This window comes from Oceaniglobus roseus (genome assembly GCF_002869745.1).
GTDB classification, from domain to species: Bacteria; Pseudomonadota; Alphaproteobacteria; order Rhodobacterales; family Rhodobacteraceae; genus Oceaniglobus; species Oceaniglobus roseus.
Genome location: NZ_PNOS01000001.1, coordinates 161,956 through 175,940, shown reverse-complemented (window position 1 = coordinate 175,940; position 13,985 = coordinate 161,956). Strand labels below are relative to the sequence as shown.

The 13,985-nt window shown below is 70.7% G+C and carries 11 protein-coding genes; 8 read left to right on the top strand and 3 right to left on the bottom strand.

The window, feature by feature from the left end:
* Window positions 1-14 precede the first annotated feature (14 nt).
* On the bottom strand, window positions 15-662 hold the full coding sequence (locus A7B20_RS00835) for an SCO family protein (RefSeq protein ID WP_102106645.1): 648 nt from the start codon (window positions 660-662) through the stop codon (window positions 15-17).
* A 91-nt stretch (window positions 663-753) separates the two neighbouring features.
* Here A7B20_RS00835 and regB point away from each other — a divergent pair, with 91 nt between their 5' ends.
* The 8 genes from regB to trxA all read left to right on the top strand — a co-directional run bounded on the left by regB (window position 754) and on the right by trxA (window position 12,780).
* On the top strand, window positions 754-2,148 hold the full coding sequence (gene regB, locus A7B20_RS00830) for a sensor histidine kinase RegB (protein WP_102106644.1): 1,395 nt from the start codon (window positions 754-756) through the stop codon (window positions 2,146-2,148).
* Between the two features lie 93 nt (window positions 2,149-2,241).
* Window positions 2,242-3,840: a PAS-domain containing protein gene (locus A7B20_RS00825; RefSeq protein ID WP_102106643.1), complete on the top strand. Its 1,599-nt coding sequence runs from the start codon at window positions 2,242-2,244 to the stop codon at window positions 3,838-3,840.
* A 117-nt stretch (window positions 3,841-3,957) separates the two neighbouring features.
* Entirely contained in the window at window positions 3,958-4,446 is a 489-nt protein-coding gene (tsaE, locus tag A7B20_RS00820) for a tRNA (adenosine(37)-N6)-threonylcarbamoyltransferase complex ATPase subunit type 1 TsaE (RefSeq protein ID WP_102106642.1), read from the top strand.
* Entirely contained in the window at window positions 4,430-5,455 is a 1,026-nt protein-coding gene (locus tag A7B20_RS00815) for an aminoglycoside phosphotransferase family protein (protein WP_102106641.1), read from the top strand. Before tsaE ends, A7B20_RS00815 begins: the two co-directional genes overlap by 17 nt.
* Window positions 5,431-6,120 carry a nucleotidyltransferase family protein gene (locus A7B20_RS00810; RefSeq protein WP_102106640.1) on the top strand — a complete coding sequence of 230 codons (690 nt, stop codon included), beginning with the start codon at window positions 5,431-5,433 and terminating at the stop codon, window positions 6,118-6,120. The genes A7B20_RS00815 and A7B20_RS00810 overlap by 25 nt, the downstream gene beginning before the upstream one ends.
* Entirely contained in the window at window positions 6,113-9,055 is a 2,943-nt protein-coding gene (gene addB, locus A7B20_RS00805; protein WP_102106639.1) for a double-strand break repair protein AddB, read from the top strand. Before A7B20_RS00810 ends, addB begins: the two co-directional genes overlap by 8 nt.
* Entirely contained in the window at window positions 9,052-12,399 is a 3,348-nt protein-coding gene (gene addA / locus A7B20_RS00800) for a double-strand break repair helicase AddA (protein ID WP_245866441.1), read from the top strand. Before addB ends, addA begins: the two co-directional genes overlap by 4 nt.
* Window positions 12,400-12,459: 60 nt before the next feature.
* Entirely contained in the window at window positions 12,460-12,780 is a 321-nt protein-coding gene (gene trxA / locus A7B20_RS00795) for a thioredoxin (protein WP_102106637.1), read from the top strand.
* A gap of 72 nt (window positions 12,781-12,852) precedes the next feature.
* On the opposite strand, the gene A7B20_RS00790 is transcribed toward trxA, so the two are convergent.
* Together A7B20_RS00790 and A7B20_RS00785 are read right to left on the bottom strand one after the other, a co-directional pair.
* On the bottom strand, window positions 12,853-13,635 hold the full coding sequence (locus A7B20_RS00790; protein WP_102106636.1) for an SDR family oxidoreductase: 783 nt from the start codon (window positions 13,633-13,635) through the stop codon (window positions 12,853-12,855).
* A complete protein-coding gene (locus tag A7B20_RS00785) occupies window positions 13,635-13,949 on the bottom strand; it encodes a nuclear transport factor 2 family protein (protein ID WP_102106635.1) in 315 nt (104 codons plus the stop codon). The genes A7B20_RS00790 and A7B20_RS00785 overlap by 1 nt, the downstream gene beginning before the upstream one ends.
* Between the last annotated feature and the right edge of the window lie 36 nt (window positions 13,950-13,985).

The window sequence follows — 13,985 nt, the reverse complement described above, 5'->3', positions numbered from 1 at the left end:
GTCAATTCATGGCCTTACGCAGCCGCCTCCAGGAAACAGGCGGTCCGGTCGGCGACCTGCTCGGCCGTCACCCCGTCGCCCGCGGCACTGGGCGCCCCGCGGAAGAACTCGACGAAGCCGCGGTCGGGCAGCACGAGGTAGGTGAACACCGAGTGATCCATCAGGTAGTAGTCGGGATCGTCGCCTTCGCGCTTGGCATAGTAGGTCTTGTAGGCCTGGCTGGCCGCCTTGACCTGCTCGGGCGAACCGGTGAGGCCCAGCATCTGCGGGTGCAGGTAATCGGTGAACTCGGTCAGCACCTCGGGCGTGTCGCGGGCCGGGTCGATGGTGATGAAGACCGGCTGCACGTCAAAGCCGCGCTCGGCCAGCAGGTCCACCGCCTCGGCATTCCGCGCGGCGTCCAGCGGGCACACATCGGGGCAGAAGGTGTAGCCGAAATAGATCAGCGACGGCCGGGTGATCACGTCCTTGTCCGTGACCGTCTCGCCCGTCTCCGAGACCAGCGTGAACGGCCCCCCGATCGAGGCCGTCCCCCCGGCCACCGAGCTTTCGCGGCAGTCGGCGAACACGTCGCCGTCGCGCCCCGCATAGATATAGGCGCCGAGCCCCCCCAGCATCGCGGCCAGCACCGCGACCGCGGCAACGGCATAGATCTTCAGCATCGGCGGGCCTCCTTCGTGACGATGCCGCATTGATCCCCTCTCGGCGCGCTACATACAAGGGCGGATGGCGACACAATCACGGGAGTCCCTCATGGACGAGGCCCACCCGGCCTTCGCGCAGCCCCACCGGTCGAACTGGGTCCGCCTGCGCACGCTGGTCTACCTGCGCTCCATCGCGGTCGCCGGGCAGATGGCCGCGATCCTCGTCGGGCAGTACGCGTTCGACCTGGACCTCGACCTCGGCTGGTGCGCCCTGGCCGTTGGCGCCGCCGTGATATCGAACATCGTGCCGCTCTTCGTCTTTCCCGAGAACCGCCGCCTGTCCGAGCGCGAGATGGTCGCGCTTCTCCTCTTCGACATCACCCAGCTGACCGTGCTGCTGTTCCTCACCGGCGGGCTGCACAACCCCTTCGCGCTGCTGATCCTCGCGCCCGTCACGATCTCGGCCACCGCGCTGCACCTGCGCTCGACCGTCCTGATCAGCGCCGTCGCCATGGTGGTGATGACCCTCGTCGCCCGCTGGCACATTCCGCTCGCCACCACCGACGGCTTCGTGATGAAGATGCCGCCCGACTTCGTCTTCGGCTTCTGGGCCGCGATCCTGATCGGCATCGTCTTCCTGGCCGCCTATGCCCGCCGCGTCACCTCCGAGGTCAACGCCATGGCCGACGCGCTGGTGGCGACCCAGCTGGCGCTGTCGCGCGAGCAGAAGCTGACCGACCTCGGCGGTGTGGTCGCCGCCGCGGCGCACGAACTGGGCACGCCGCTCGCCACGATCAAGCTGGTCTCGACCGAGCTGATCGACGAGTTGTCGGACAGCGCCCTGAAGGCCGATGCCGAGCTGATCCGCGAGCAGGCCGACCGCTGCCGCGACATCCTGCGCTCGATGGGACGGGCAGGGAAGGACGACCTGCACCTGCGCACCGCGCCCGTCGCCTCGGTGGTGCAGGAGGCGGCCGAGCCACACGGCCACCGTGGCAAGACGCTGGTCTACGACATCGCGCCGCGGCCCGGCGCCGCGGCGAAGCAGCCCGAGATCCAGCGCCGTCCCGAGATCATCCACGGCCTGCGCAACCTCGTGCAGAACGCCGTCGACTTCGCCGCCAGCACGGTCTGGATCGACATCCGCTGGAGCGGCGAACAGATCATGGTGCGCATCGCCGACGACGGGCCGGGCTATCCGCCGAACCTTCTGCCGCGCCTCGGCGATCCGTTCCTGCGCGGGCGCAGCGACCCCGGCCTCGCCCCCGGCAGCCGCCCGGGCTACGAGGGGATGGGCCTGGGCCTGTTCATCGCCAAGACGCTTCTCGAACGCTCGGGCGCCGAGCTGAGCTTCGCCAACGGGCACGACGCCGTGGCGGCGGACGAATCGCGGCGGATGCGCTGCGGCGCCATCGTCGAGACGCTGTGGAGCCGGAGCGACATCTCGGGCGACCGACCGGGCCGACGTCCCGTCTTGGGCCGCAACCGCCAGATCGTGGACTGAGCGCGAGGGCGGACGCGCGCGGCCCGATAATCATTAACGTGGCGTTAACGGTTTTCGGCCCAACCTCCTTCCGGGGAACGCACTGGAAGACTCATGCTTGCACACCAACTGGCGACGGGCCTTCTGGCCGTCGCCGCCGCTGCCATCGTTGCCGTGTCCGTGCTCTGGGTCACAGCATGGCTGGGGCCGCCCGGACCGGCACGCGACCGGCCGCCACGGGAGCGGAAGGAAGACGGCACCACCTTCCTTCTCGATCGCGCGCAGATCGTCGACATGTCGACCTCGGCCCGGGCGATGCTCGCCTTCGCGGATCGTCCAGTGGAGAATCGCGACGCGCTCTGCGCCTTTCTGGCGTCGCGCTTTCCCGGTCTGGCCGAGACGCTCGACAGCATCGAGGCTTTCGGAGAAAGGAACCTGCTGTCCCGGGACGCCACGGAGATCGCGACGCTCACGCGCAGCGGGGACCGGCTGCGGATCACCCTCTGCGGCGTGGACGATCCTGTCGGCATGACGCAGATCGACCGCGCGACCCTGCTCGCCATCCGGGCCGAACTGGCGATGCTGCGCACGACGGCCGAGCGGGTGCCGGTCCTGATCTGGCGGCAGAATCCGCAGGGCGCCATCACCTGGGTCAACCGCGCCTACCTCGATGCCTGCGAGACCCATCTTCCGGACTGGTCCCAGGACACCTGGCCGGTCCCGCATCTCTTCGGCATCCCCGAAGGCGCGGAGGGCGGGCAGCTTCCCCGGAGGATCCGTCTGGAGACCGGGAAGGAGGGCGAGGCGCTGTGGTACCTCGTCCATGTCGCGCCGGTCGAAGACGGCCTGCTGGTCGCGGCCACCGACGCCAGCGCGATGGCCGAGGCCGAGACATCGCTGCGCAACGTGGTCCAGAGCCTGTCGAAGACCTTTGCGGACCTGCCCATCGGCCTTGCCGTCTTCATACGCGACAGGCGGCTGGAACTGTTCAATCCGGCGCTGTGCGATCTGACCCGGATCCCGGCACACCTGCTGGCGGCGCGGCCGACGATGTCGGCCTTCTTCGATCTGCTGCGCGACCGCCAGACGATGCCCGAACCGCGCAGCTATGCCTCGTGGCTGGAGCGCATCGGCGCGCTTGAGGGATCCGCCGCCGACGGCACCCTCCAGGAAACATGGCACCTGCCCTTCGGACGCACGCTGCGGATCACCGGGCGGCCCCAGATCGGCGGGGCCCTCGCGCTGCTGTTCGAGGACATCAGCGACGAGATGGGCAATGCGCGCCGGTTGCGCACGGAACTGGAGGTCAGCCACGCCGTCATCGACACCAACCCCGATGCCGTCGCCGTCTTCTCGGCGAACGGGGTGATGACGCTCGGCAATCGCGCCTACGACGCGCTGTGGGGGCTCAACAGCCGCGAGGGGCTCGACAGTCTCGACATCGCGGCGGCGGTGAAATGCTGGGCCGCGGCGACGGCACCAAGCCCGCTCTGGGAACACATCATGGCCTTCGTGGGCGACTCCGACCACCGCCACCCCTTCGACGCCACGGCGCGGCTGCGCGACGGACGCAGCCTGCACTGCCGCTGCGAACAGGTGGCCGGTGGCGCGACGCTGGTGACCTTCGCGCTGGAAAAGGCCGGGAGCGCCGGTCTGCGCGAAGCCACGACGGACGAAGATCCCGGCGAGTCCCGCCGCCAGATCGGCAGTTGAGCAGGCGTCGCGCTTCGGACGCGGGGTCCGGAAGGCGCCCGTCCCGCGCGCCGATCGGCGTCCGGCGCGGCGACGATCCGTCTTGCGGCACGGGGTCGGGCTGTTAAGACTGCGCCCATGCCCGCCGCCCTTCGCCTGAGCCTGCCCAGCCCCGACGCCACCGCCACCCTCGCCCGCAGCCTGGCCCCGGCGCTGCATGCCGGCGACGTGCTGCTGCTGGAGGGCGAGATCGGCGCAGGAAAGACCCATTTCGCCCGCAGCCTGATCCAGCATCTCCAAGGCGACCGGGCCGAGGACGTGCCCTCGCCCACCTTCACCCTTGTCCAGACCTACGAAACCCCGGGACTCGAGGTCTGGCACGCGGATCTCTACCGCCTCTCGCACCCGGACGAGGTGCTGGAGCTGGGGCTGGACGAGGCGTTCCGCAGTGCCCTCTGCCTGGTCGAATGGCCCGACCGCCTGGGGCCGCTCGCACCGCCGCAGGCCCTGACGCTGACCTTCGCGGTCAGCGGAGAGCAGGGTCGCGTGCTGACCGTCAGCGGCGATCCGTCCCGACTTGCCCGGTTTCAGAAGGCCGCGGACCCCGCCGATGCCGTTGCGCGCTGACGCCCTTGCCGCGTTCCTCGCCGCCCATGGCCGCGGCGGCTGGGAGCGGCGCCTGCTGGCCGGGGATGCCTCGAACCGCCGGTACGACCGGCTGCGCGACCCGGTCACCGGCCATACCGAGATCCTGATGGACGCGCCCCCCGAGCGGGGCGAGGACGTGCGCCCCTTCGTCCGCATCGCCCGGCATCTGAACGCCATCGGCCTCGCCGCGCCCGAGATAATGGCCGAGGACGCCGCGCGGGGGTTCCTGCTGATCGAGGATTTCGGCGACGCCGTCTTCGCCCGGCTGGTGGAAACGGACCCGGACCGCGAGGCGGGTCTCTACCGCGCCGCCGCCGAGGTGCTGCTGGCCCTCCACCGCCATCCCGCCCCCGACGGCCTGCCGCGCTTCGCCCAGCCCCTGACGCCCGACTTCGCCGCGCTTGCCTGGGCCTGGTATGCAGAAGGCGCGACCGGCGTCCTGCCCGGCAGCGCCACCCGTGCGACCGACCTGCTGAACCGCGCCTTGGCCGAGCACGCCGACGACCAGTCGGTGATGATCCTGCGCGACTACCACGCCGAGAACCTGGTCTGGCGGACGGAACGGAACGGCCTCGCGCGCGTCGGCCTGCTCGACTTCCAGGACGCGATGGCGGGTCATCCCGCCTACGATCTCGCCTCGCTCCTCGGAGACGCCCGCCGCGATGTCGCGCCCGCGGTGCGCGAGGCCACTGTCGCCCATTACCTCGCCCGCTCGGGCCGGGCGGAGCCGGGCTTCCGCACCGCGCTCGCCGTGCTCGGGGCCCAGCGCAACCTGCGCATCCTCGGCGTCTTCGCCCGCCTCTGCCTCGCCGCGGGCAAGACACGCTATCTGCCGATGATCCCCCGCGTCTGGCGCAACATGCTGGCAGACCTCGACCACCCGGCCCTGTCCGACCTGCGCCGCGCGGTGCTGGCCGATCTGCCCGAGCCGACGCCCGACCACCTTGCCGCACTGGAGCGAAGATGCGCCACCGTCCCGATACCGTGATGCTGTTCTGCGCCGGCTTCGGTACCCGCATGGCGCCGCTTACCGACAGCCTGCCGAAACCGCTGATCGCGGTCGCGGGCCGCCCGCTGATCGACCATGCCCGCGACCTCTGCACCGCCGCGGGCTTCACGCGGCAGGTGGCGAACCTTCACTATCTCGGCGCGAAACTGGCCGATCACCTCGACGGCACCGGCGTTCTTCTGTCCTGGGAGGACGACCGCATCCTCGACACCGGGGGCGGTCTGCGCGCGGTGCTGCCGCTGGTCGGCCCCGATCCGCTGGCCACCCTGAACCCCGATGCGGTCTGGACCGGGCCGAACCCCCTTGCCGCCCTGGCCGAGGCATGGGATCCCGCCCGCATGGATGCCCTGCTGATGACCATTCCCGCCGCCCGCGCCGAGGGCCGCACCGGCGGCGGGGACTTCACCCTGTCGAAAGACGGTCACCTGTCGCGCGGGGGCGATCATGTCTATTGCGGCGCGCAGATCCTGAAGACCGAACGGCTTGCCGAGATCCCCGACCAGGTCTTCTCCCTCAACCGCCTGTGGGATCTCGTGGCTGCCGAGCGCCGCCTTTTCGGTCTGACCCATGCGGGCGGCTGGTGCGACGTGGGCCATCCCGCGGGCATCGCGCTGGCCGAAGCCATGCTGTCCCGCGATGGCTGAAGCCGCCACGCCCCGCCTCTTCGGGCTGCCCCCCGGCGCCGACTTCCCGGCCGAACTGGTGGAAGGCATCCTTTCCCGCCACGCCACCGCGGATCCGACGACGCTGGCGCGGGTCCAGCTGTTCGTCAACACGGCCCGGATGGCCCGCCGCGTGACCCGGCTGTTCCAGGCGAAGGGCAGCCTGCTGCTGCCGAAGATCCGCCTGATCACCGACATCGCCGTGCTCGCCCCGCAGCCCACCGCGCCGGTGGTGCCGGACCTGCGCCGCCGGCTTGAACTCAGCGCCCTGATCGCGCGGCTGATCGACAGCGATCCCGCGCTCGCCCCGCGCGCCGCGACCTTCGACCTCGCGGGCAGCCTCGCCGCGCTGTTCGACGAGATGGTGTTCGAAGGCGTCGCCCCCGGCACGCTGGCCGGTCTCGACGTCGCCGACCAGTCCGGCCACTGGGCGCGCAGCCTGCGCTTCATAGCCATCGTCGAGGGTTTCCTGAGCCGCACCGGCGAAACCACCTCGGCCCGCCGCCTGCGCGCCGCGGCCGAGGCGCTGGTCGAGCGCTGGCAGAGCGATCCGCTCGACAGCCCGGTGATCCTTGCGGGGTCCACCGGATCGCGGGGCACCACCGCGCTGCTCATGCAGGGTGTCGCCTGCCTGCCGCAGGGCGCCGTGGTGCTGCCCGGCTTCGACTTCGAACAGCCCGCGGCGATCTGGGACCGGCTCGACGATCCGCTTTTGTCCGAGGATCACCCGCAGTACCGCTTCGCCCGGCGCATGGCCGACCTCGGCCTCGCCCCCGCCGACGTGCAGCGCTGGACGGAGGCCGACCCCCGCCGCGACCGCAACCGCCTGCTCTCGCTCGCGCTGCGTCCCGCGCCCGTCACCGACCAGTGGCGCAGCGAGGGCCCCGCGCTCGGCCCGCTTCCCGCCGCGACCGACGGCATGTCCCTGATCGAGGCCGACTCGCCCAGGCTCGAAGCGCTCGCCATCGCGCTGCGTCTCCGCCAGGCGGTGGAGGACGGCCAGCGCGCCGCCCTCATCACGCCCGACCGGATGCTGACCCGTCAGGTGACCGCCGCGCTCGACCGCTGGCGGCTGGTCCCCGACGATAGTGCCGGACACCCCTTGGGCCTGACCGCGCCGGGCCGCTTCCTGCGTCACCTGACCGGACTGATGGGCGAACGCCTGACCGCCGAGCCGCTGTTGACGCTGCTGAAGCATCCGCTCTGCAATTCCGCGCCCGGCCAGCGCGGCGATCACCTGGCGAACACCCGCGCCCTCGAACTCTGGCTACGCCGGAAGGGTCCGCCCTTTCTCACCGGTCCGGCGCTGATGGACTGGGCGAAGGACCGCGGAGCCGAGCGCATCGCATGGGCGGGATGGATCGCCCGCAGCCTCGCCCCGCTCGCCGAAGCGCCGCGCGCGCCGCTTGGAACCCACCTCGACGCGCTGCGCTCCGCCGCCAACGCCCTGTCCGACGGTACAGGCACGGCCCCGGGCAGGCTCTGGACCGGCGAGGCGGGCGAAAAGGCACTGAACGTCCTCGACCAGCTCGAGGCCGAGGCGCTTCACGCGGGCGAGATGACGGTGATCGAGTTCCGCGCGCTTCTCGACGCGCTGCTTGCCGCGGACGAGGTGCGCGACACCCAGACCGCGCATCCCGGCGTGACGATCTGGGGCACGCTCGAGGCACGGGTGCAGGGCGCCGACCTGGTGATCCTCGCCGGTCTCAACGACGGCACCTGGCCGCAGCTGCCCGCGCCCGATCCCTGGCTGAACCGCGCCCTGCGCCAGCAGGCCGGGCTGCTTCTGCCCGAACGGCAGGTCGGCCTCTCCGCCCACGACTTCCAGCAGGCGGCCGCCGCGCCCGAGGTGGTGCTGACCCGCGCCACCCGCGACGCCGAGGCGGAAACCGTCGTCTCGCGCTGGCTGAACCGGCTCACCAACCTGATGAACGGCCTGCCCGGCACACAGGGGCCCGAGGCGCTGGCCGCGATGCGCGCCCGCGGGGCCCGGTGGCTGGAAATGGCCCGCACCCTGGACGCCGCCTTCGACCCCGTGCCGCCCGAACGCCGCCCGGCCCCTCGCCCGCCGGTCGGGGCGCGGCCGACGCAGTTCTCCGTCACCCGCATCAAGACGCTGATCCGCGACCCCTATGCGATCTATGCCCGCGACATCCTGAAGCTCCGGCCGCTCGATCCGCTCCGCCAGGAGCCTGACGCGCCTCTGCGTGGCGAGGTGCTGCACACCATATTCGAGCGGTTCATCAAGGCCTGCCCCGACCCGGCGGCGCCCGGCGCCAAGGCGCAGCTCCAGCAGATCGCCGCCGAAACCCTGGCCGAAGAGGTGCCGTGGCCCACGGCGCGGCGGATCTGGGCGGCCAAGCTGGCGCGTGTCGTCGACTGGTTCCTCGAGACCGAGATCCAGCGCCGTGCCGAGGCGGATCCGCTGCTGATCGAACGGCGCGGCGACTTCGCCGTGCCCGGAACGCCCGTGACCCTGACAGGCAAGGCCGACCGCATCGCCCGTCGGCAGGACGGCCGCCTCCTGATCTACGACTACAAGACCGGCACGCCGCCTTCGGCCAAGGAGATGGAGCATTTCGACAAGCAGCTGCTTCTCGAAGCCGCCATGGCCGAAGCCGGCGCCTTTCCCGGTGTCCCCGCCGCCCCCGTCGCCGCCGTGGCCCATATCGGGCTGGGCGCGAAGCCCGTGTTCACGCCCCTGCCCCTGCGCGATCACGAAGCCGAGACGCCGCTGGATCCCGACCGCACGGTGCTGGAACTTCGTCGCCTGATCGACAGCTTCGCCGTCCGCAGCAAGGGCTATCCAAGCCGACGCGCCATGCACAAGACGTGGAACGACGGCGATTACGACCATCTCGCCCGCCACGGCGAATGGGACGACAGCGACGCGCCCAGCCCCGAGGATGTCGGATGAACCACTTCGCGCCCGACGACGCCACCCGCGCCCAGATCGACGCCGCCGCGCCGGGCCGGTCCACCTGGCTGTCGGCCAATGCCGGCTCGGGCAAGACGCGGGTGCTGACCGACCGGGTGGCGCGGCTGCTGCTGGAAGGCACATCGCCGCAGAACATCCTCTGCCTGACCTACACCAAGGCCGCGGCATCGGAGATGCAGAACCGCCTGTTCAAGCGTCTTGGCCAGTGGGCGATGCTGCCCGACGCCGACCTGCGCGACGCGCTTGGCCAGCTGGGCGTCGCGGGCGCGATCACCGCGCCGCGCCTCGCCCTTGCCCGCACCCTGTTCGCCCGCGCGATCGAGACGCCGGGCGGGCTGAAGATCCAGACCATCCACTCCTTCTGCGCCTCCCTCCTGCGCCGCTTCCCCCTCGAAGCGGGCGTGTCGCCCCAGTTCACCGAGATGGACGAGAGGGCGGCACGGCTCCTGATGGCCGAGATCGTCGAGGAGATGGCCGACACCCTCGCCCCCGACACCGTCGACGCCCTGGCGCGCCATTACACGGGCGAGGATTTCTCCGATCTCACGGCCGAGATCGCCCGCCACCGCGACCGCTTCTTTCCGCCCCGCAGCGGAGCCGCGCTTTTCGCGGCCTTCGGTCTGGATCCGGCGACGACCGAAGCCGACATCCTCGCGCAGGTCTTCCTCGGCACGGAAAGGGACCTCGTCGCCAAGCTTCTCCCGGCCCTCGCCGCGGGCTCCAAGACCGACGCGAAGGCGGCGGAAAAGCTGTCCCTGTTCAAGGCCGATCCGCCCACCCTCGCCGACCTGGCCCTGCTCGAAGACGTATTGCTCACCGGTGCCTCGGCGGCGTCGCCGTTTTCAGCAAAGACCGGCAAGTTCCCGACCAAGGCGACGCAGCAGGCCATCGCCCATCTCCTGCCCCACCTCGAAGCGCTCATGCTGCGGGTCGAGCACACGCGCCCCCGGCGCACCGGCCTGGCCGCCGCCCGCCGCAGCGTCGCGCTTCACGCCTTCGCCACCGCCTTCCTGCCGCTCTACGAGGCGCGCAAGCTGGCCCGCGGCTGGCTCGATTTTGAGGATCTGATCCTCAAGGCCCGCGCGCTGATGACCGATTCCGCCGTGGCGCAATGGGTGCTGTTCCGCCTCGATGGCGGCGTCGACCACATCCTCGTCGACGAGGCGCAGGACACCAGCCCGGCGCAGTGGCAGGTGGTCGAACTTCTCGCCCAGGAATTCGCCGCGGGCGACGGCCGAAGGGGCGCCGCCGAACGCTCGCTCTTCGTCGTCGGCGACCTGAAGCAGTCGATCTACTCCTTCCAGGGCGCCGATCCGCAGTCCTTCCTGCGCATGTTCGCCCATTTCGACGCCCGCATGGCCGACACCGCGCCGCTGCAACGGCTGGAACTCCGGCACTCCTTCCGCTCCTCCGCGGCGATCCTCGCCGCCGTCGATGCCGTCTTCGGCGGCACCGCCGAGGCCCCGCTGGACCTTGCCGCGAGCCACATCGCGTTCCACCAGACCCTGCCCGGCCGCGTCGATCTCTGGCCTGTCCTGCCGGAAGAGGACACGCCCGACGACGCCCCCTGGTACGATCCCGTCGATCGCGTCAGCCCCGGCGCCGCCGACGTGGAACTGGCCCGCCGGATCGCCGCCGAGATCCGCGCGATGATCGAAAGGAAAGAGACGATTCCGGCGGAAAAAGGCACCCGCCGCCCGCTGCACGAAGGCGATATCCTGATCCTCGTGCAGCGCCGCAACCGCCTGTTCAACGAGCTGATCCGCGCCTGCAAGCAGCAGGGGCTGAGGATCGCGGGCGCCGACCGGCTGCAACTCGGCGCCGAGATGGCGGTGAAGGACCTGCGCGCCCTCCTCGCCTTCCTAGCCCTGCCGATGGACGACCTTTCCCTCGCCTGCGCGCTGCGCTCTCCCCTCTTCGGTGTGACGGAGGCGCAGCTCTACGACCTTTCCCAGGGCCGCGGCGACGCGACCCTCTGGGACCGCCTGCGCCACGGCCCCCACCCCGGCATCGCCGCGACCCTCACCGACCTGCGGGACCAGGTCGATTACCTCCGCCCCTACGACCTTCTCGAACGGATCCTGCTGCGCCACGACGGACGGGCACGGCTGCTGGCACGGCTCGGGACCGAGGCGCAGGACGGCATCGACGAGCTGCTGAACCAGGCGCTGGCCTTCGAGCGGATGGAGGTGCCGAGCCTCACCGGCTTTCTCGCCTGGCTCGAGGCGGGGGATGTCGAGGTGAAGCGCCAGGCCGAATCCGCGGGCGACCGGATCCGCGTCATGTCGGTGCATGGTGCCAAGGGTCTGGAGGCGCCCGTGGTCATCCTGCCCGATACCCTGCGCAAGAAATCCGATATCCGCCAGCAGCTGTTCCCCAGTCCCGAGACCGGCATCCTGTGGCGCACGGCGGCCGACGAGGCGCCGCCGCTGGTCGAGGCCGCCAAGGCCGCGCTGACCGACGCCGACGCGCGCGAACGGGGCCGGCTGCTCTACGTCGCGATGACCCGGGCCGAGACCTGGCTGATCGTCTGCGGCGCGGGGAAGGATCCGAAGGACACTTGGTACAGCCAGATCGCCGATGCCTTCGCCACGCTGCCGACGACCCCCCTGACCTGTCCCACCGGCGAAGGTCTGCGGCTCCAGCACGGCGACTGGATGGCGGGCGACCTGACCGATCCGCGCCGGAGAGCCACCGATCCGTCCCCCCTCCCCGGCTGGATCGCCAGCCATGTCGCTGCGCCGCCCTTGCCGCCGAAGGTCCTCACACCCTCCGGCCTCGGCGGGGCCAAGGCGCTGCCCGGCGAAGGCTTCGGCCTGACGGAAGACGAGGCGAAGACCCGCGGCACGCGCCTGCATCTCCTGCTCGAGGTGCTGCCGAACCACCCCGAGGCAGACTGGCCCGCGCTTGCCGCCACCCTCATCGGCGACATCGAGGCGGCGGGCCTTCTGCCCGAGGCGGCGCGGGTGCTGAAATCTCCCGACCTCGCCTTCCTCTTCGCCCCCGAGGCGCTCGCCGAAGTCGACATCGCCGCCCTGATGCCCGGTCAGACGGCACAGCTTCAGGGCACCATCGACCGGCTGCTGGTCCTCGACGACCGCGTCCTCGCCGTCGATTTCAAGTCGAACGCCACCGTCCCCCCCGCGCCCGCCGCTGTGCCCGAGGGGATCCTGGCGCAACTGGGCAGCTATGCCGCGGGATTGCAGGCGATTTTCCCCGGCAAACGGATCGAAACGGCGGTCCTCTGGACGGCCACTGCCACATTCATGCCGCTGCCCGACGACATCGTGCGCACCGCCTTCGCCCGCGCCACATCATCTTGACGCGCCGCCGGGGGGTGCCTACGTTCCCGGTCTGACATTCAAACGCCAAGGAGATCTCCCATGGCCACCGTAGCCGTCACCGACGATACCTTCGACGCCGAAGTGAAACAGTCCGACATCCCCGTGATCGTCGACTTCTGGGCCGAGTGGTGCGGCCCCTGCAAGCAGATCGGCCCGGCCCTGGAAGAGCTGAGCGACCAGTACGAGGGCAAGGTCAAGATCGTGAAGGTCAACGTGGACGAGAACCCGAACTCCCCCGCCCAGATGGGCGTTCGCGGCATTCCGGCGCTCTTCATGTTCAAGGACGGCACCGTGGTGTCCAACAAGGTCGGCGCCGCCCCCAAGGCCGCGCTGCAGAACTGGATCGACAGCGAAATCTGATATCCTTTTCGGATACCCAGAAAACGAAGGGCGCCCGGCACGGGGCGCCCTTCTTCGTTGCAAGGCGCGCCGTCAGGCGACAGGCACTGTTCCCCCGTCGATGACATGCTCGCTTCCCGTGATGGCACCGGCTTGGGGCGAACACAGGAAGCCGATCAGGGCGGCCACCTCGGCGGGGCGCGCCGGGCGGCCAAGGGGAATTCCCCCAAGACCCTGCATGACGATCGCCTTGCCGCCCGCCCGATCCGTGCCCGCCCCGGCCGCCAGCCGATCCGTCAGGGCGATGGCCGCATCGGTCTCGATCCAGCCGGGCGATACCCGGACCACACGCACGCCCTTCGGACCCACTTCTTTCGACAGGCCCTTGGAATAGGTCGACAGCGCCGCCTTCGCCGCGGCATAGGCGGTGGTCGAGTCCGGCAGGGGCATCTGCCGCTGGATTGAGGTGACATGCACCACCACCCCCGAACCCTGCGCGACCATGCCCGGCACCAGACCGCGGTCGAGCCGCACCGCCGCCACCAGGTTCAGCGCGATCTCCTGTTCCCAGTCGGCATCCGTCAGTGCGGCAAAGCCGCCTCCCGGCGCATGCGAGCCGTCGAGCACATGCACCAGCACGTCGAGCCCGCCCAACCTGTCACGGACAGCCTCCGTCACCGTCTTGCAGCCCGCGCCGGTGGTCACGTCGGCGGTCACGAACTCCACCCCCGGCGGCAGATCCCCGGACCGGGACCTTGCCGTGGCCAGCACGCGCGCGCCCTGCCCGGCCAGAAAGGCGACGGTCGCCGCCCCCGTACCCCGTGTGCCGCCGGTGACGAGGACCCGCGCGCCGTGCAGTCCCAGATCGAGGGCCATCACGCGATCTCCAAGCGGGCGACATGGTCTCCGGCAAGCTCGAGCCGATAGTCGAGCTCGACCGGGCTCCCCGGGAAATCGCCCGTCAGCCGACAGCGCACCAGCGCCCGTTCGCCGTCGTGACCGACCGACAGGATGTCCTGGCGGTAATCGATCTTCGCCGCCTCCTCGCGCCATTGCCGGATTTCGGCACGGCCCCGGCGGGTCTTCCGTTCGTCCACGACGACGGCATCCTCGGTGAAGCACTCGGCGATCTGGCCGGGCCGGACCGCGGCCAGATATCGCACGACGGGCAGGGGAAGGGTCTGTTCCATCGGTTCAGTCTCCATCTTGTTTCATGTGACGGAGAT